The organism is Streptomyces sp. NPDC047869, assembly GCF_040704065.1.
GTDB lineage: Bacteria > Actinomycetota > Actinomycetes > Streptomycetales > Streptomycetaceae > Streptomyces.
Map to the genome: position 1 here is coordinate 25876 of NZ_JBEYRK010000018.1, position 17086 is coordinate 42961.

Genomic DNA, 17086 nt, shown 5'->3' on the forward strand with positions numbered 1-17086 from the left:
CCCGTGTTCCGGGCCCGGATCTCATCGATACGTCTCCGTACCGATACGACAGTGTACCGATACGCTCGAGTACCGGTACACTGGCGTATCGATTGAGGTGCGACACACTGGAGACCCGGACACGTCCCGGAACCCGGGCGCGTCCCCGAACAGAGTGAGGAGAGGCAACGCATGACGTCGCAGGCCGAAGACGGACCGGACACGGTCGCCGCCTCGCGCCGCTCCAAGCTCACGCCCGAGCGTGAGCGGGAGTTCTTCGACGCCGTGCTGGAGCAGATCCGCGAGTGCGGCTACGACTCCGTGACCATGGAGGGTGTCGCCCACAGCACCCGGTGCAGCAAGTCCACGCTCTACCGGCAGTGGAAGACCAAACCCCAGTTCGTCGCGGCCGCGCTGCGGGCCAACCGCAAGGTGCGCTTCGCCGGCATCGACACCGGTTCGCTCGCCGAGGACCTGCGCCTGGCCGCGCGGGCCGCGGGTGACTGGTCCAACAAGGACACCCGGCTGATGCAGGCGCTGGGCCACGCGGTCACGGGCGACCACGAACTGGCGCAGGCGCTGCGCGAGGCCCTGGTGCTGCCCGAGATCGCCGAGCTGCAGGAGATGCTGGCACGGGGCGTGGCACGCGGCGAGGTGCCCGCCGACCATCCGGCACTGGAGTACGTCCCGGCCATGATGTTCGGCGTCCTGCGCGTCCGGCCGGTGCTGAGCGGCCAGTACGCCGACGCCGACTACCTCGTCCGCTTCGTGGAGGCCACCGTGCTGCCCGCGCTCGGACTGACACCAGACCCAGGCCGCCGTTCACGGGATGACTGAACGGTGACCTGACCGCGCCGCACCGTGGGGACGGGGGCGGCGCGCACCCCCCGGCCGGGTGGGGTTCCCCTTGAGCGGAGGGGCGCCTCACCCGGCCGACTTCTTTCCCTGGACGTCCTCAGACGTCCTGGCCGCTCCCGCCGCCCGACGAGACCTTGATGCCCTTGAGGATCTCGTCGATGACCGAAACGTCCTGCCCGACGTCCACGCCGAAGCGCACCACGACCATCTGCTTGGCGGCGTTGGGCGAGGGGAAGGCCACCGACTCGACGTAGCCGTCGGCGCCCTTGCTGGTGACCGCCTTCCAGCGCACCGCGTAGCCCTTCTGCCCGGCCACCGTCACCGCCTTGGCCGACAGCACCTCGTGCGAGGTGATGCTGCCGTAGGTGGTGCCGCCGTAGGACTGCTTGGCGTTGGCCGCGACGTCCGCCCTGGCGACCTCCTCGGCGGTGTCGCCCTTCGTCTTCAGGGCGGAGGCGGGCGCGGTGTAGGCGCCGCCCGCGGTGCAGCTCTTCGCGCTGTCGCCGGGGCACTTGTAGGAGTCGCCGGAGGTCACCTGGGCGCCGACGCCGATCGACTCCCCGGTCCAGCCCTTCGGTACCGGCAGGCTGATGCCGTTCATCGGATCCGGCACGCTGCCGCCGCCCTGGACCTTGGGCGCCTCGGAGCCCCGGGGCGCGGGCGACTCGCCCGACCCGCCGTCACCGCCGGAGCCCCCCGGCCCGCCGTCGCCGCCGAAACCGCCCGGGCCGCCGCCGGGCCCGCCCTGGCCGCCGGTGCGGCCGTCCTGCCCCTGCTGCGAACCGGCGCGCTCGGAGCCGCCGCCACCGCCGTCCTTGGCGAGGGCGTACACCCCGACCCCGATGCACACCAGGACCGCTGCCGCGGCCCCCACGGCTATGCCCGTGCGCAGCCCGCGCCGGGGCGCGGCCGGGGGCTGGGCCGGATACGCCGAGTACGCCGGATACCCCGGCTGCGCCCCGTACGGCTGGTACGCCGGGGGAACCGGCTGCGCGCCGCCGGCCGGCTGCTGCGCCGGCGGACCCCAAACGGCGGCCGTCCCGGCGGGGCGCGTCTGGTCCGTCCAGGCCTTGCCGTCCCACCAGCGTTCGGTGGGCGGACCGTCATTCGTCTGCCCGGGGTCGGGGTACCACCCGGGAGGAGTCACCTGCGTCATGCCCCCACCGTATGAGGCATCGGTGAAAGCCGGATGAGAGGATCCGCCGCCAACTTCGCGCACCAGGACATTTCTCCGGAGATTTCCTCGTCCGGCCCCGACCTCGGCCTCGACCCCGGCGGCGGCCCGGCCACCGTCACCGGGCCACCACCAGCCGCACCGGCCCGCGTCCCGCCGCCGGCGGCAGTCGCAGGCCGTCCCGACCCGGTGTCACCGAGCCCAGCACGCTCGAGTGGTGGGCGCCGGTGCTGCGCGGATCGGTGCCGGCCAGGCCGTGCGCGGTGAGGAAACCGAGCACGGCGAAGGCGTACGCCTCCTTCGCGGGAGCGGGCAGGCCCAGCTCGTCGGAGCCGCGCACCGCGACGCCGGGGAGCCGGTCCCGCAGCGCGGACATGAGCACCGGGTTGCGGGTGCCCCCGCCCGAGGCCACCACCTCACCGGCCCCGACGCGGCGCACCGCGTCCGCGACCGTCCGGGCCGTCAGCCAGGTGAGCGTGGCCAGCGCGTCCTCGGCGGCCAGCGCGTCCACCCCGGCCGACCGCAGATACCCGGCGTGGAACAGCTCCTTGCCGGTCGTCTTGGGCGGTTCGAGCGCGTAGTACGGCTCGGCCAGCAGCCGGTCCAGCAACGCCCCGTCCGGCCGGCCCCGCGCGGCCAACGCGCCGTCGGTGTCGCAGGCCAGCCGCCCGCCGCTGAAGTGCCGGGCCGCCGCGTCGAGCAGCGCGCAGCCCGGCCCGGTGTCGAACGCCGTGCCGTCGGGCGCGGTCAGATTGGCGATGCCGCCGATGTTCAGCGCCACGGGCCTGCCCGGCCTGCCCCGCAGCCACAGCAGGTCGACCAGGCTCACCAGGGGCGCGCCCTGCCCCCCGGCGGCCACGTCCCGGGCGCGGAAGTCGGCGACCACCGGCAGCCCGGTCGCCTCCGCGATCCACGCGGGCTGCCCCAGCTGGAGCGTGCCGTGCACCCGGCCCCCGTCCACCCAGTGGTGGACGGTCTGCCCGTGCGAGGCCACCAGCTCGCCGCGGCCCGCGCAGAGCTCACGGTCGGCGCGGACGGCCGCGGCGGCGAACGCCTGCCCGATCCGGGTGTCGAGCCGGCACACCTCGGCGAGCGGGACGGCGGACGGCGGCAGCGCCGCGGCGAGCGCGGCACGCAGTTCCCCGTCGTACGGCGCGCTCACCATCCCCAGCGGCTCCAGCACCAGCGTGTCGCCGTCCAGGCGCAGATCCGCCGCCGCCGCGTCCACGGCGTCGTACGACGTCCCCGACATCAGCCCGATCACCCGCACCGTTCAACCCGCCTTTCCCGAGGGCCGCCTGAGCAGCGCCGGCACGCTGAGCGCGCAGGCCGCCGCCGCGTAGTAGGCGGGCACGTCCGGATTCCCGGTACGCCGCACCGCCTCCGTGATGATCAGCCCCGCGCACCCGGCGAACACCGCGTTGGACAGGGAGTGGGCGAGCCCCATACCGGTCCAGCGCACCCGGGCCGGGAACAGCTCGGCCAGCAGGGCGGGCCCCGGCCCGGCCATCAGGCCCACCACCGCGCCCGCGGCGCCGACGGCCGCGCCCCGGACCACGGCGGAGGTGCCGGGATCCTGAAGCAGATCGAACAGGGGCACCGCCATGACGACGACCAGCACCGCCCCGGTCAGCATCACCGGCCGGCGCCCGATCCGGTCGCTGAGCAGTCCCGCCGGGAGGATCGCGGCGGAGAACCCGGCGCCCGCCGGCACGGTGGCCACCAGCGCCTGCCGGACGTCCGTGTGCAGCGCGGACTGGAGATACGACGGCAGGACGACGAGGAACGTGTATCCGGCCGCCGCCCAGCCCATGATCTGCCCGGCGCCCAGCAGCACCGTCCGCAGCACCGCCCCGGCGCCGCCGCCGGCCCCGGCGGGCGCGCCACCCCGCCTCCGGAACTCCGGCGTCTCCTCGAGACCGGTCCGCAGCCACAGCGCCAGCAGCCCCAGCGGCAGGGACAGCAGGAACGGCAACCGCCAGCCCCAGCCGGCGAGCTGGGCCCCGGTGAGCAGCGAGGCCGTGGCCGCCGCGACCGACGTGCCGGCCAGCAGACCCAGCGCCACGGTGAACGACTGCCACGCGCCGTACAGTCCACGCCGCCCCGGCGGGGCGTGCTCCGTCAGCACGGCCACGGCGCCACCGAACTCACCGCCCGCCGACAGGCCCTGAACAACCCTCAGGAAGGTCAGCAGCCAGGGTGCCAGGGCGCCTGCCGTGGCGTACGTCGGAAGCACACCGATCAGGGTCGTGGCGGCCGTCATCAGTGCGATCACCCCGATCAGCACCGGCCGCCGCCCCAGCCGGTCGCCCAGCCGGCCGAACAGGGCGGCGCCGAGCGGCCGGAAGAAGAACGCCAGCGCGAAGGAGGCGTACGTCCGCACCAGCCCCTCGGTCGCGCTGCCGCCCGACGGGGTGAAGAACCGCTCGGCGAGCACGGTGGCCAGGGAGCCGTAGACACCGAACTCGTACCACTCGACGAGGTTGCCCACCGACCCCGCCGCCACCGCCCGCACCATCGGCACCCGGGGCGCCGCGCCGTAGCGCGACCCGGTACCCCCGTGATCACCCGGTACTTCGGAAAGCTGCTTCATCGCCAGTCCTGTTGACGGTCCGTCCGCTGAACACCGGCTGGTCGGGCGGGGTGCGCGTCGCACGGCCGCGACTTTCCTCACCCGGCGGGGCAACACGTGTCCCGACCGGTCACCACACATCCCACCGGACGGCTACGCTCGGGGTCTGTACGTCATTCGGGCGACCCGGGGAGGTAACGGGATGACGGAGGGACGGCCGTCGGCGACCGGCTCGGCGCCCCTGTGGGAGCGGGACACGGAGATCGCCACGGTCACACGGGCGCTCGACGCCCTGTGCGCCGACCGGTCGTCCGCGGGCAGCCTGCTCGTCTTCCGGGGCGAGGCCGGCCTCGGCAAGACCGCGCTGCTGAACGAGACCCGCCGGATGGCCGAACGCCGCGGCTGTACCGTGTGGTCCGCGCGGGGCGGCGAGACCCTGAGGTCGGTCCCGTTCAACGTGGTCCGGCAACTGCTGCAGCCCGCGCTGGTCTCCCTGCTGCCGGGGGAGGCCCGGGAGTATCTCGGCGACTGGTACGACATAGCGGGGCCGGCCCTCGGCATAGTGGACCCCCAGGAGGGCACCGCCGACCCGCAGTACGTGTGCGACGGACTCGTCGCCGCCGTGCGCCGGCTCGCCCGCCGCGAGTGGCCGCTGGTCCTGCTCGTCGACGACGCGCACTGGGCCGACCAGGAGACCCTGCGCTGGCTCTCCGCGTTCGCCGAACGCCTGGACGACCTGTCCGTGCTGGTCGTGGTCGCCCGCCGCCCGGGCGAGGTGAACGGCGACAGCGCCCGCCACCTCGACGCGGTGGCCGCCGCCGCGGCCCGCCCCGTCAACCTCAGCGTCCTCACCCCGGACGCCACCGCCGGCCTCACCCGGGCCACCGTCGGCCGGCACGCCGACGACCCGTTCTGCCGCGAGGTCTGGGCCGTCACCGGCGGCAACCCCTACGACACCGTCGAACTCCTCGCCAAGGTGCGGGACAGCGAGGTCCAGCCGGTCGAGGCCCGGGCCGGCGAACTGCGCGCCCTGAACCGCTCCGCCCGCGGCGGCGGCCTCGTCGACCGGCTCAAGGGGCTCGGCATCGAGGCCACCCGGTTCGCCTGGGCGGCGGCCATCCTCGGTACCGGCATCTCCGTCGACCTCGTCGCCCGGCTCGCCGGCATGAGCACCGAGGACGCCCGGAGCTGCGCCGAACCGCTGCGCAACGCCCGCTTCCTCACCGAGCCCGACCCCGTGACCGGCACCGAGTCCGGGGACGGCGAGCTGGAGTTCGTCCACCCGCTGATCGCCTCCGCCGTCTACGACTCCATCCCGGCCGGTGTCTGCACCGCGATGCACGGAGTCGCCGCGCAGATCCTCACCGAGACCGGACACAGCGCCGCGGAGGCCTCCCGGCACCTGCTGAAGGTGCACCCGGACGACGACGAGGAACTCGTCGAGCAGCTCCGCGAGGCGGCCCGCGAGCACCTGGCCGTCGGCGCGCCGGACGCGGCCCGCCGCTGTCTGGAACGCGCCCTGCGGGAGCCGCCGCGCCCCGAGGTCCACGCCCACGTGCTCTACGAACTGGGCCGGGCCACCCTGCTGAGCGCGCCCGCCGTCACCGTCGAGCACCTGCGCAGCGCCCTCGCCATGCCCGGTCTCGACGACACGCAGCGGGTCGACGCCGTCGTCCGGCTCTCGCAGGCGCTGCTGCACAACAACGAGCTGGAGGAGGCCGTCCGTACGGTGGAGGCCGAGGCCGCCCGACACCCGGCGTCCCCGGTCCGGATGCGGCTCCAGGCCGTGCAGTTCATGTGGGAGGGCATCCACGGCGAGACCGTCTCCCAGGAACGCTCCCGGCGCCTGGCCGAACTGGCCGCCACCTGCACCGGCCGGGACAACTCCGAGCGGGCCCTGCTGATCCTGCGCGGCTTCGACGCGATGACCCACGGCGAGAGCGCCGAGGACGTCGTGCAGTCCTGCGACCGCGCCCTGGTCAACGGCCGCCTGGCACCCGGGCTCGGCTGGACCGACGGCGAGTGGGGCATCGAACTGCTGATGATGCTCGGCAGCGCGTACGCCTACGCCGACCGGCTCGACCGCGCCGAGAGCCTCTTCTCCGAGGCCCTGCGCGCCTACACCGGCGCCGGCTGGCGCGGCGGCCATCTCTCCCTGGCCAACGCCTTCCTCGGCCTCGCCTACCGCCGGCAGGGCCGGCTGCGCGACGCGGAGACGGCCCTGCGCGAGGCGCTGGCGCTCGCCGAGCGCGTCGGCCGCGGCCTGCCGCTGTACTGGTCCGCGACCTGCGGACTGGTCGACACCCTGCTGGCCCGCGGCGATGTCGAGGAGGCCTGGTCGATCGCCGGGCGGTACGCTTTCGCCCCGCCCTATCCGTCCACCATCGTGCTGCCCGACATCCGCTCCGTGCGCGGCCGGCTGCTGCTCGCCGTCGGCCGCACCGAGGAGGGCGTCAACGAACTGGAGGCCGCCGAGAAGACCGCCGCCTCCCGTGGCGGCCACAACCCGGTCCTCGCCCCCTGGTCCCTCGACCTCGCCAGGGCACTGGCCGTGCAGGACCCGGCGCGCGCCGCCCGGCTCGCCGCGGACGCCCGCCGGCAGGCCGAGCGGTTCGGCACCGACACCGCCATCGGCGAGGCCCTGCGTCTGGCCGCCTCTCTGGAGACCGGCCAGCGCGCGGTGCGCCTCGCCGCCCAGGCCGTCGCCTATCTGGAGGCCTCGCCCTGCCAGTACGAGCACGCGGCGGCCCGGGTCGAGTACGGCATCGCGACCCGCTCCGTCGCGGAGCTCGACCGGGGCCTGACCCTGGCGCGTTCCTGCGGGGCGGACGGTCTGGCGGCGCAGGCACGGGAGGTGCTGGAGACGGGGCGCGGACTGCGCTGAGGCCCGGGGATGCCGGGAGTTCCCCCGCGCCGCCACCGGCCCGCGAGCGTCAGGGGGTCTCCTCATCGGCCAGCACCCGCTGGGCCGTGGCGAACGCCGAGTTGGCCGCCGGCACCCCGCAGTACACGGCGGTCTGCAGCAGCACCGCGCCGATCTCCTCGGGCGTCAGCCCGTTGCGCCGCGCCGCCCGGACGTGCATGGCCAGCTCGTCGTAGTGGCCGTGGGCGACCAGCGCGGTCAGGGTGATCATGCTGCGTTCGCGCCGGGACAGCGTCGGATCGGTCCAGATCTCCCCCCAGGCGTAGCGGGAGATGAAGTCCTGGAACCGCGCGGTGAACGGGGTCTGCCGGGCCTGCGCCCGGTCCACGTGCGCATCGCCCAGCACCTCCCGGCGCACCGCCATCCCGCTCGCCGGAGCCCCGCCGAGCTGGGTGCGCAGGGCGGCCACGACGGCCTTCGGCACCTGTGCGGGCGCCAGATGGGAGGCGCCCGGCAGCTCCAGAAGCGTGGCGCCGGGCACCGCGTCCGAGATCTCCCGCAGATGCGCCGGAGGCGTCGCGGGGTCCTCCCGGCCCGCGACGAGCAGCGTCGGCACGGTGATCCCGGCGAGCCGCTCGCGCAGGTCGAAGGCGGCCAGCGCGTCGCAGCAGGCGGCGTACCCCGCGGGATCGGCATCCCGGTGGTCCCGCACCAGCCGGGGCACGGTGAAGCCGGGCGTGAACCAGCGTGCGTCGGCGCTCTCCACCAGCCACTCGAGGCCCTCCCGGCGCACCCGCTCGGCCCGCTCCCGCCACGGGGTCGCGCCGCCGAAGTGGGCGGACGAGCAGATGACCGCGAGCGAGGAGAGCCGTTCGGGGTGGTGCACGGCCAGATGCAGGCCGACCGCTCCGCCGAGCGACACTCCCGCGTACGCGAACCGTTCGATGCCGAGCGCGTCGGCGAGCGCCAGCACCAGGGCGGCGAGGTCACCGACGGTGGCACCCGGTCCGATCAGGTCCGCCGCCGAACCGCCGTGGCCCGGCAGGTCCCAGCGGACCACACGGTGGCGGGCGGCCAGCTCGGGCGCGACCGCGTCCCACAGGGCGTACGAGGTGCCCAGCGACGGCCCGAGCAGCAACGGGGGAGCGGACGCCGGTCCTTCGTCCAGGTGATTGAGGAGTTGCACGGTCAACGACGCTCCAGGGCCTGATCGGTGAGGACACCGGCGAAGCCGGTGTAGCGGGCGGGGTCGGTGAGGTCGTCCAGCTCGATGTCCTTCAACTCGGCTTGTTCCGAGAGAAGTTCCCGCAGCGGACGGTCCTCGTCGTGCGCGCGGCGCGCCAGTTGGGTGAGCAGTTCCTTCGCCCGGGCCCGGCCCAGGACGGGGGCCAGGGCGGCGGAGAGCCGTTCGGAGACGATCAGCCCCCGGGTGATGCCGAGGTTCCGGCGCATAGCGGCGGGGTGCACCCGCAACTCCTCGGCCAGCCCGGCCGCGTGCGCGGCGGCTCCGCCCACCAGCCGGAGCAGGTCGCGCAGCGGCTCCCACTCGGCGTGCCAGGCACCGGCGGGCCGTTCGTCCTCGGCGGCGAGCGAGCTGTACAGGGTGGCCGCGAGCTGCGGGGCGCGCCGCGCGGCGGCCGCGACGAGCGTCGAGCGCACCGGGTTCGCCTTGTGCGGCATGGCCGACGAGCCGCCACCGCTGCCCTCGGCCACCTCGCCGGTCTCCGTGCGCGACAACGTCAGCACGTCCACCGCGAGCTTGCCGAGCGCCCCCGCCGTGAAGGCCAGGCAGCCGGCCAGGTCGGCGACCGGGGTGCGCAGCGTGTGCCAGGGCAGCACCGGTGCGGCGAGGCCGAGTTCGCGGGCGTAGGCCCGGGTGAGGGCGTCCGCGTCCCCGGCGCCGTACACGCGGAGGGCCGCCAGGGTTCCGGCGGCGCCCCCGAGCTGGACGGGGAGCGAATCCCGTACCCGGCGCACGCGGTCGCGGGCGTCGAGGACCAGCGAGCGCCAGCCGGCCGCCTTCAGCCCGAACGTCGTGGGCACCGCGTGCTGGGTGAGGGTGCGTCCGGGCATCGGCGTGTCCCGGTGGTCGGCGGCGAGGCGGGCGAGCGCCCGCTCGGTCCGGCCGAGATCGTCCAGGACCGGGTCCAGGGTGCGTACGGCGACCAGCATCGTCGCCGTGTCCATGATGTCCTGGCTCGTGGCGCCCCGGTGCACATACGGGCCGTGTTCCTCGCCCACCGCCTTCGTCAGGTCGGCGACCAGCGGGATGACCGGGTTGCCGCCGCCGCGGGCCCGCTCGGCGAGCGAACGGACGTCGAAGCGGCCGGAGCCGGCCGCCTCCGACACCGCGGCGGCCGCCGCCGGCGGCGCCAGACCGAGCGCGGCCTGGGCACGGGTCAGCGCGGCCTCGGCGTCCAGCAGGGCGCGCAGGTAGGCCGTGTCACTCGTCGCGCCGGCGGCGGGGGTACCGGCCCACCCGGGGGCGAGCAGGCCGGTGTCGCTGTCCCCGGGCGTCACCGGAACTCCAGGAAGACCGTCTCGCCCTCGCCCTGGAGGCGGATGTCGAAACGGTAGGTTCCGCCGCCCTCGTCCCCGGCGATCAGCGTGTCGCGCCGGTCGCCCACCCGGGCGAGCAGCGGGTCGGCGGCCAGCGCCGCCTCGTCGCCCGGCAGGTAGATCCGGGTGAACAGGTGGACGAGCAGGCCGCGCGCGAAGACGCACACGCTCAGGTACGGCGCGCTGTCCCCGCGCGCGCCGGGCCGCAGCGTCCGCGCGTACCAGTGGCCGTCCGCGTCGGTCTGGATGCGCCCCCAGCCGGTGAACTCCACGCCGTTGCGGCCCAGATAGCCGCCGGTCGCCGGGTCCCGCCGGATGGCGCCGTCCACCTGGGGGACGGTGCCGTCGGGGCGCGGCCCCCACAGCTCGACGAGGGCGTCGGGCAGCGGCCTGCCCTCGCCGTCGAGGACGTAGCCGTGGACGGTGACCGTGTCGGGGTGCCCGAGCGGGGCGATGTCCTCGCCGCCGCGGAAGGGCAACGCGTACCCGTAGAAGGGGCCGACCGTGTGGGACGGGGTGGGCAGCACGTTCTCCGGGCTGCCGGTGTCGGTCTTCGTCATCGCTGCGGTCAGCGTCCTTCCTCGATCCAGGTGGCGGCGGGGCCGTCCAGCACGATGTCCCAGTGGTAGCCGAGCGAGAACTCGGGCACCGACAGGCCGTGGTCGTAGGTGGCGACCAGCCGCTGCCGCGCCGCGTCGTCCGTCACGGACTGCAGGATCGGGTCGTACGGGAAGAGCGGGTCGTTCGGGAAGTACATCTGCGTCACCAGCCGCTGGGTGAACGCCGCGCCGAACACCGAGAAGTGGATGTGCGCCGGACGCCAGGCGTTGACGTGGTTGCGCCAGGGGTACGGGCCGGGCTGGATGGTGGTGAAGTGGTACCGGCCCTCGGCGTCGGTGAGGGTACGGCCGAAGCCGGTGAAGTTGGGGTCGAGCGGGGCGTCGTGCTGCTCACGCTGATGGGCGTACCGGCCGGCCGAGTTGGCCTGCCAGATCTCCACGAGCTGGCCGCGCACCGGCCGGCCGGCCCGGTCCAGCAGCCGGCCCGAGACGGTGATGCGCTCGCCGACCGGCTCGCCCCGGTGGTGCCGGGTGAGGTCGTTGTCGATCCCGGTGATGTCGCGCTCCCCGAAGGCGGGGGAGTGCAGTTCCACCAGCTCCGGGTCCTGGGCGGTGTCGATGGCGACCAGCGGCTGCCGGGGGTGGCGCAGCACCGACGAGCGGTAGGGCGCGTAGTCCCGGCGCGGGTGGTGCTCGACGGGGGCGCCGTCGGCGACCCGCTTCTGGTACGCGGCGTGCTCGGCCGCGATCTCCTGGTCGATGTCCTGCTGGGTGAGAGTCATCGCGATACCTGACGTTTCCTTAGCGATCGAGGACGAGGGCGAGGCCCTGGCCCACGCCGATGCAGAGGGTGGCCACGCCGGTGCCGGAGCCGCGGCGGGCGAGCTGGTGGGCGACAGTGCCGGCGAGCCGGGCACCGGAGGCGCCGAGCGGATGGCCGAGCGCGATCGCCCCGCCCTGGGGGTTGAGGACCGCCGGATCGAACTCGGGCCACTCGGCGAGGCAGCCGAGCACCTGGGCGGCGAACGCCTCGTTCAGTTCGAGCACGGAGAGGTCGCCGAAGTCCCTGCCCGCCTTGGCGAGGGCGCGCCGGACGGCCTCGACGGGGGCGAGTCCGAAGTACCGCGGGTCGGTCGCGGACACTCCGGTCGCCGACACCCGCGCGAGGGGTTCCCGGCCGAGGGACCGAAGCCCCTCCTCGTCGGCGAGGAGCAGCGCGGCGGCGCCGTCGTTCAGCGGGGAGGCGTTGCCCGCGGTCACCGTGCCGGCCTCGGTGCGGAACGACGGCCTGAGCTTCGCCATCGCGGCGAGGGAGGCGTCCGGCCGTACGCTCTCGTCGGCGGCGAAGAGGACCGGGTCGCCCTTGCGGCGCGGCACCGGCACGGGCGTCAGCTCGGCGTCGAACAGGCCCTTCTCCTGGGCGGCGGCGGCCTTGCGGTGGGAGGCGAGGGCGAACTCGTCCTGCTGCTCCCGGCCGATCCCGTGCTTGTCGGCGATCAGCTCGGCGCTCTCGCCGAGCGGGATGGTCCACTGCGGGTCCATGGCCGGGTTGACCATGCGCCAGCCGAGCGTGGTCGAGTACAGCTCGGTGTGCGCGGCCGGGAAGGCCCGGTCGTTCTTGGGCAGCACGTACGGCGCCCGGGTCATGGACTCCACGCCGCCCGCGACGGCGATGGACGCGTCGCCCACCGCGATGGCGCGGGCGGCCTGGATCACCGCCTCCAGGCCCGAGGCGCACAGCCGGTTGACCGTGACGCCCGGCACCGAGACCGGCAGACCGGCGAGCAGGGCGGCCATGCGGGCGACGTTGCGGTTCTCCTCGCCGGCGCCGTTGGCGTTGCCGAAGTAGACGTCCTCGACGCGCGCCGGGTCCAGGTCCGGGGTGCGGGCGAGCAGTTCACGCAGGGCGTGGGCGGCGAGGTCGTCCGGGCGTACCGAGGACAGTCCGCCGTTGTAGCGGCCGATCGGGGTGCGGACGGCGTCGACGATGTAGACGGACTTCACAGCAGGTTCTCCGCGATGGTCAGCTTGGCGTCGGTGCGGGCGACCACGTCGTCGACGCTCACGCCCGGCGCGGTCTCCACGAGGGTCAGCCCCTCCTCGGTGACGTCCAGGACGCCCAGGTCGGTGATGATCCGGTTCACACACGCCTTGCCCGTGAGCGGCAGCGTGCACTGCTGGAGGATCTTCGGGGAGCCGTCCTTGGCCGTGTGCGTCATGACGACGACGACCGTCCGGGCGCCGTGCACCAGGTCCATCGCGCCGCCGATGCCGGTGACCAGCTTGCCCGGGACCGCCCAGTTGGCCAGGTCGCCGCCCGCGGACACCTGCATCGCGCCCAGCACGGCCACGTCGATGTGCCCGCCGCGGATCATCGCGAACGACAGCGCCGAGTCGAAGAAGGAGGCACCCGGCAGAACCGTCACGGTCTCCTTGCCGGCGTTGATCAGATCCGGGTCGACCTCGTCGTCGGCGGGGTACGGGCCCGTGCCGAGGATGCCGTTCTCCGACTCCAGCACCACCTCGACGCCCGGCGGCAGATGGTTGGGGATCAGCGTCGGCAGGCCGATGCCGAGGTTGACGTACTGGCCGTCCTCCAGCTCGCGGGCCGCGCGGGCGGCCATCTCCTCGCGTGTCCAGGCCATCAGGACCTCACCGTCCGCCGCTCGATCTTCTTGTCCGCCGCCTGCTCCGGAGTCAGCGCCAGCACGCGCTGCACGAAGACACCGGGCACGTGCACCGCGTCCGGGTCGATCTCCCCGGGCTCCACCAGTTCCTCCACCTCGGCGACGGTCACCCGGCCGGCCATCGCGGCCAGCGGGTTGAAGTTCCGGGCGGACCTGTTGAAGACGAGGTTGCCGTGCCGGTCGCCCCGGGCGGCGCGCACCAGCGCGAAGTCGGTGCGGATGCCGCGCTCCAGCACGTACTCCACGCCGTCGAACTCGCGCACCTCCTTGGGCGGCGAGGCCAGCGCGACCCCGCCCGTGCCGTCGTACCGCCAGGGCAGGCCGCCGTCGGCGACCTGTGTGCCCACGCCGGCCGGGGTGTAGAAGGCGGGGATGCCGGCGCCGCCCGCGCGCAGCCGCTCGGCGAGGGTGCCCTGCGGGATCAGCTCGACCTCCAGCTCACCGGCCAGGTACTGGCGGGCGAACTCCTTGTTGGCGCCGATGTAGGAGCCGGTCACCCGGGCGATCCGGCCGGCGGCCAGCAGCACCGCGAGGCCGGACTCCATCGCCCCGCAGTTGTTCGAGACGACGCCCAGCCCGGCCGTGCCGCGCTCGTACAGCGCCTGGATCAGTACGTTCGGCACACCGCTCAGCCCGAAACCGCCGACCGCGAGGGACGCGCCGTCCGGCACATCGGCCACCGCCTCGGCGGCCGTGGCGACCACCTTGTCCATCCGTGAAGCCCCATCTCTGCAAAATTAATCAGGGCACTGAGTATTTCAGCGAGGTGACGCTCACGCTGCCATCGGATGAGTGAGCCGTCAAGACCTCGTAGAACCGTCGTAGAACCGCCGCACTAGCCCACAGACAGCAAGACCCTCGATGGGTATTGTTCAGTGCACCAACGATTTGAATCAGGGAGCGCACATGGCCGCGGTGGATCTCACCACCCATCCCGGGCACCTGGCCCGGCGGCTCCAGCAGGCGCACTACCTGCTGTGGAACACGATGGTCTCGGAGGAGATCACCTCCCCCCAGTTCGCGGTCCTGAACGCGCTCGTCGCCGAGCCGGGCCTCGACCAGCGGACCGTGGGGGAGCGGGTGGGCCTGGACCGGTCGACCATCGCCGAGGTCATCAGCCGGCTCGGCCGCCGCGGCCTGCTGGACAAGGTGCGCGATCCGCAGGACGGCCGCCGCTTCCTGCTCCGCCTCACCGACGACGGGCTGCGCACCCACCGCAGGCTGACCGTGCGCACCGCCCGGATGAACCAGGTCTTCCTCGCCCCGCTGACCGCGGAGGAGCGGACCGTGTTCTTCGACCTGATCCGCCGGGTCGCCGACGCCGCCGAGGAACTGCGCAACCCGGCGGAGCCGCCGGCCCTCGAGCAGGGCTGACCGGCCGGTCAGCCGGAGGAGGCGGCGAACACCACCCACACCTGCCCGTCGGCGAAGTTCATGGGCCGCCGTCCGCCGTCGTGAACTCGGTACCGTCCGTCGCGGCCGGCCGTGACCAGCGCGCTTCGAAGGACCGCCCGTCCCGCAGCACCTCGGCCCTGCCGGAGCCGACCGTCTCGGTGTACGGCGTGCGGTTGCCGAGCACGTCGTGGTACTTCGAGGAGTGGACCCGTACGTACTGGACGACCACGGTCGGCGGTGCCAGGCGCCCGCCGTCCGTCGTCGCCGCGGGTGTGCCGCCCATCGCGACCAGCCAGCCGCCCCGCTGCCCGGACCAGGTGAAGGCGAAGCGCGCCGCCGGGTAGCGCACGGTGCGCGTGGCGGCGGGGGAGCCGCCGGAAGGTGCCGGACCGTACCGGAACCCGGTGGTCAGCGCGGCGCGGCCCGGGGCGGAGGGCAGCAGCCGGGCCGGGCGCAGATAGAGGTTGTGCGGCGCGGCCCGCCCGGTCCCCCGGTAGTACGCGCTCTCGGCGTCGTCCGGCGACTCGGCCCGCAGCGGCGCCCGGCCGATCAGCGGCAGCAGTTTGCGCTGGGCGCCCGAGTAGGCCAGCGTCGGTTCGCGGAACTGGCGCAGCAACTCCAGATCCGACTCGCGGGCGCTGCGCACCGGCCCGACCGACTTCGGCAGCCGGGTCGCGTACAACGCCATCAGCCGGCTCAGGCCGCCCTCGACCTGCTCCGTGTAGACCACGTCGGCCGCGCCGAGCCCGGTCTGCGGTCGCGCCGCGGACACGTTGTCGATCTTCACCGCGAGCAGTGACCCGGCCGCGGGCGTGGGAGTGGGTGTGGCGGAGGTGCTCGGCGTAGGGGTCCGCGCCGGGGCGCGGGAGTCGTCCGCGGGCCGGTGCCGGGTGCAGCCCGCCGTGAGTGAGGCCGCCGCCGTCACGGCGACCAGTGCCGCCGTCAGCACGGCGCGGCGCGTGCGCGCCCCCTGTCGCATGCCCACCGTCGTCTCCCCGTTCGTATGTGTCGATTGTGTGCTCGCCGGCACAGTGCGGGCCATACCCGTTCGGCCGGTTCCGCGCGCGTGCACTGGGCCGATCGGGCCCCCGGCGTGACCCCGGAGAGCGGCGGGGGAGCGGCCGGGGTGTCACGGGCGGGGCGGAGCGAGTGGTTCCGGCGGGCTCGCGCGGGTACCCGGGCTCCACCCCGAACCGGACGCGCCAGGGCGAACCGGCGCGCACGCGAGCAAGGGAGCGCGACCCCATGAAGGCAGTGACCTGGCAGGGCAGGCGGGACGTGCGGGTGGAGGATGTGCCCGACCCGCGGATCGAGGAGCCCACCGACGCGGTCATCCGCATCACGTCCAGCGGCCTGTGCGGCTCGGACCTGCATCTGTACGAGGTGCTCACCCCGTTCATGACCCCGGGTGACATCCTCGGACACGAACCGATGGGCATCGTCGAGGAGGTCGGGGCGGCCGTGCCCGACCTCTCGGTGGGCGACCGGGTCGTGGTGCCCTTCCAGATCGCCTGCGGCAACTGCTGGATGTGTCTCACCGGGCTGCCGACCCAGTGCGAGACCACCCAGGTCACCGGCGAGCACATGGGTGCCCCCCTGTTCGGCTACACCCGGCTGTACGGCGCGGTGCCCGGCGCGCAGGCCGAGTACCTGCGGGTGCCACAGGCCCAGTTCGGGCCGATGAAGGTGCCCGAGGGCCCGCCGGACGACCGGTTCGTCTACCTCTCCGACGTGCTGCCCACCGCCTGGCAGGCGGTCGAGTACGCCTCCGTCCCGCCGGGCGGCTCCCTCGCCGTGCTCGGGCTCGGCCCCATCGGCGACATGGCCTGCCGCATCGCGATGGCCCGGGGCGCCGAGCAGGTCTTCGGCATCGACCTGGTGCCGGAGCGGCTGGCCCGCGCCAAGCGGCGCGGCACCCGTACGTACGACATCAGGGCCTTCGACGACGAGAAGGAGCTGATCGAGGCGATCCGCGACGAGACCGGCGGCCGGGGCCCGGACGCCGTGATCGACGCCGTCGGCACCGAGGCCCACGGCGGCGCGACCGCGAAGCTCGTCCAGACGGCCGCCGCTGTGATGCCGCGCAAGATCAGCGCCCCCATCGCCGAACGTTTCAGCGTCGACCGGCTCTCCGCCCTGTACATGGCCATCGAACTGGTCCGGCGCGGCGGCACCATCTCGCTCAGCGGCGTGTACGGCGGCATGGCCGACCCGCTGCCGATGCTCACCATGTTCGACAAGCAGATCCAGATGCGGATGGGCCAGGCCAACGTGCGCCGGTGGAGCGACCAGATCATGCCCTACCTGACGGACGAGGACCCGCTCGGCGTCGACGACTTCGCCACCCACCGGGTGCCGCTGTCCGAGGCCCCGCACGCCTACGAGATGTTCCAGCGCAAGCAGGACGGCGCCATCAAGATCCTGATGCAGCCGTAGGGC

The 17086-nt window shown here is 74.2% G+C and carries 14 protein-coding genes and 1 pseudogene; 4 read left to right on the plus strand and 11 right to left on the minus strand.

What is annotated here, in order from left to right; genetic code table 11:
- Nucleotides 1-171: 171 nt before the first annotated feature.
- Entirely contained in the window at nt 172-816 is a 645-nt protein-coding gene (locus tag AB0924_RS22955; RefSeq protein ID WP_199212771.1) for a TetR/AcrR family transcriptional regulator C-terminal ligand-binding domain-containing protein, read from the plus strand.
- 118 nt (nt 817-934) lie between these two features.
- On the opposite strand, the gene AB0924_RS22960 is transcribed toward AB0924_RS22955, so the two are convergent.
- The 3 genes from AB0924_RS22960 to AB0924_RS22970 form a co-directional block, all read right to left on the minus strand.
- The gene (locus AB0924_RS22960; protein WP_358932324.1) at nt 935-1993 is read right to left on the minus strand and encodes a DUF2510 domain-containing protein; all 1059 of its coding nucleotides are present in this window, start codon (nt 1991-1993) and stop codon (nt 935-937) included.
- A 136-nt stretch (nt 1994-2129) separates the two neighbouring features.
- Nucleotides 2130-3281, minus strand: a complete 1152-nt coding sequence (locus AB0924_RS22965) for an anhydro-N-acetylmuramic acid kinase (RefSeq protein WP_366912378.1) — start codon at nt 3279-3281, stop codon at nt 2130-2132.
- A 3-nt stretch (nt 3282-3284) separates the two neighbouring features.
- On the minus strand, nt 3285-4529 hold the full coding sequence (locus tag AB0924_RS22970) for an MFS transporter (protein WP_358932574.1): 1245 nt from the start codon (nt 4527-4529) through the stop codon (nt 3285-3287).
- Nucleotides 4530-4785: 256 nt separating this feature from the next.
- Here AB0924_RS22970 and AB0924_RS22975 point away from each other — a divergent pair, with 256 nt between their 5' ends.
- Entirely contained in the window at nt 4786-7467 is a 2682-nt protein-coding gene (locus AB0924_RS22975; protein WP_366912379.1) for an AAA family ATPase, read from the plus strand.
- A 49-nt stretch (nt 7468-7516) separates the two neighbouring features.
- Here AB0924_RS22975 and pcaD read toward each other — a convergent pair whose 3' ends face one another.
- The 7 genes from pcaD to AB0924_RS23010 are packed head-to-tail and all read right to left on the minus strand — an operon-like array spanning nt 7517 to nt 13965.
- Complete coding sequence (pcaD, locus tag AB0924_RS22980; RefSeq protein WP_366912380.1) at nt 7517-8638, minus strand: 3-oxoadipate enol-lactonase; 1122 nt, start codon at nt 8636-8638, stop codon at nt 7517-7519.
- Complete coding sequence (gene pcaB, locus AB0924_RS22985) at nt 8635-9966, minus strand: 3-carboxy-cis,cis-muconate cycloisomerase (RefSeq protein WP_366912381.1); 1332 nt, start codon at nt 9964-9966, stop codon at nt 8635-8637. Before pcaB ends, pcaD begins: the two co-directional genes overlap by 4 nt.
- Nucleotides 9963-10565, minus strand: coding sequence for a protocatechuate 3,4-dioxygenase subunit alpha (gene pcaG, locus AB0924_RS22990; protein ID WP_358932334.1), 603 nt, complete (start codon nt 10563-10565; stop codon nt 9963-9965). The genes pcaB and pcaG overlap by 4 nt, the downstream gene beginning before the upstream one ends.
- Nucleotides 10566-10573: 8 nt before the next feature.
- Nucleotides 10574-11347: a protocatechuate 3,4-dioxygenase subunit beta gene (gene pcaH / locus AB0924_RS22995; RefSeq protein WP_366912382.1), complete on the minus strand. Its 774-nt coding sequence runs from the start codon at nt 11345-11347 to the stop codon at nt 10574-10576.
- 19 nt (nt 11348-11366) lie between these two features.
- The gene (locus AB0924_RS23000; RefSeq protein ID WP_358932338.1) at nt 11367-12569 is read right to left on the minus strand and encodes a thiolase family protein; all 1203 of its coding nucleotides are present in this window, start codon (nt 12567-12569) and stop codon (nt 11367-11369) included.
- Nucleotides 12566-13210 (minus strand): CoA transferase subunit B, encoded by a 645-nt coding sequence (locus AB0924_RS23005; protein WP_358932340.1) that lies wholly within the window; start codon nt 13208-13210, stop codon nt 12566-12568. The genes AB0924_RS23000 and AB0924_RS23005 overlap by 4 nt, the downstream gene beginning before the upstream one ends.
- On the minus strand, nt 13210-13965 hold the full coding sequence (locus tag AB0924_RS23010) for a CoA transferase subunit A (RefSeq protein ID WP_366912383.1): 756 nt from the start codon (nt 13963-13965) through the stop codon (nt 13210-13212). Before AB0924_RS23010 ends, AB0924_RS23005 begins: the two co-directional genes overlap by 1 nt.
- 193 nt (nt 13966-14158) lie before the next feature.
- Here AB0924_RS23010 and AB0924_RS23015 point away from each other — a divergent pair, with 193 nt between their 5' ends.
- Nucleotides 14159-14626 carry a MarR family transcriptional regulator gene (locus AB0924_RS23015; protein ID WP_358932344.1) on the plus strand — a complete coding sequence of 156 codons (468 nt, stop codon included), beginning with the start codon at nt 14159-14161 and terminating at the stop codon, nt 14624-14626.
- Between the two features lie 8 nt (nt 14627-14634).
- On the opposite strand, the pseudogene AB0924_RS23020 reads toward AB0924_RS23015, so the two are convergent.
- Nucleotides 14635-15626, minus strand: a pseudogene (locus AB0924_RS23020) (DUF3048 domain-containing protein).
- Between the two features lie 266 nt (nt 15627-15892).
- Here AB0924_RS23020 and AB0924_RS23025 point away from each other — a divergent pair.
- Nucleotides 15893-17083 (plus strand): zinc-dependent alcohol dehydrogenase, encoded by a 1191-nt coding sequence (locus tag AB0924_RS23025; protein WP_358932346.1) that lies wholly within the window; start codon nt 15893-15895, stop codon nt 17081-17083.
- Nucleotides 17084-17086: the final 3 nt, after the last annotated feature.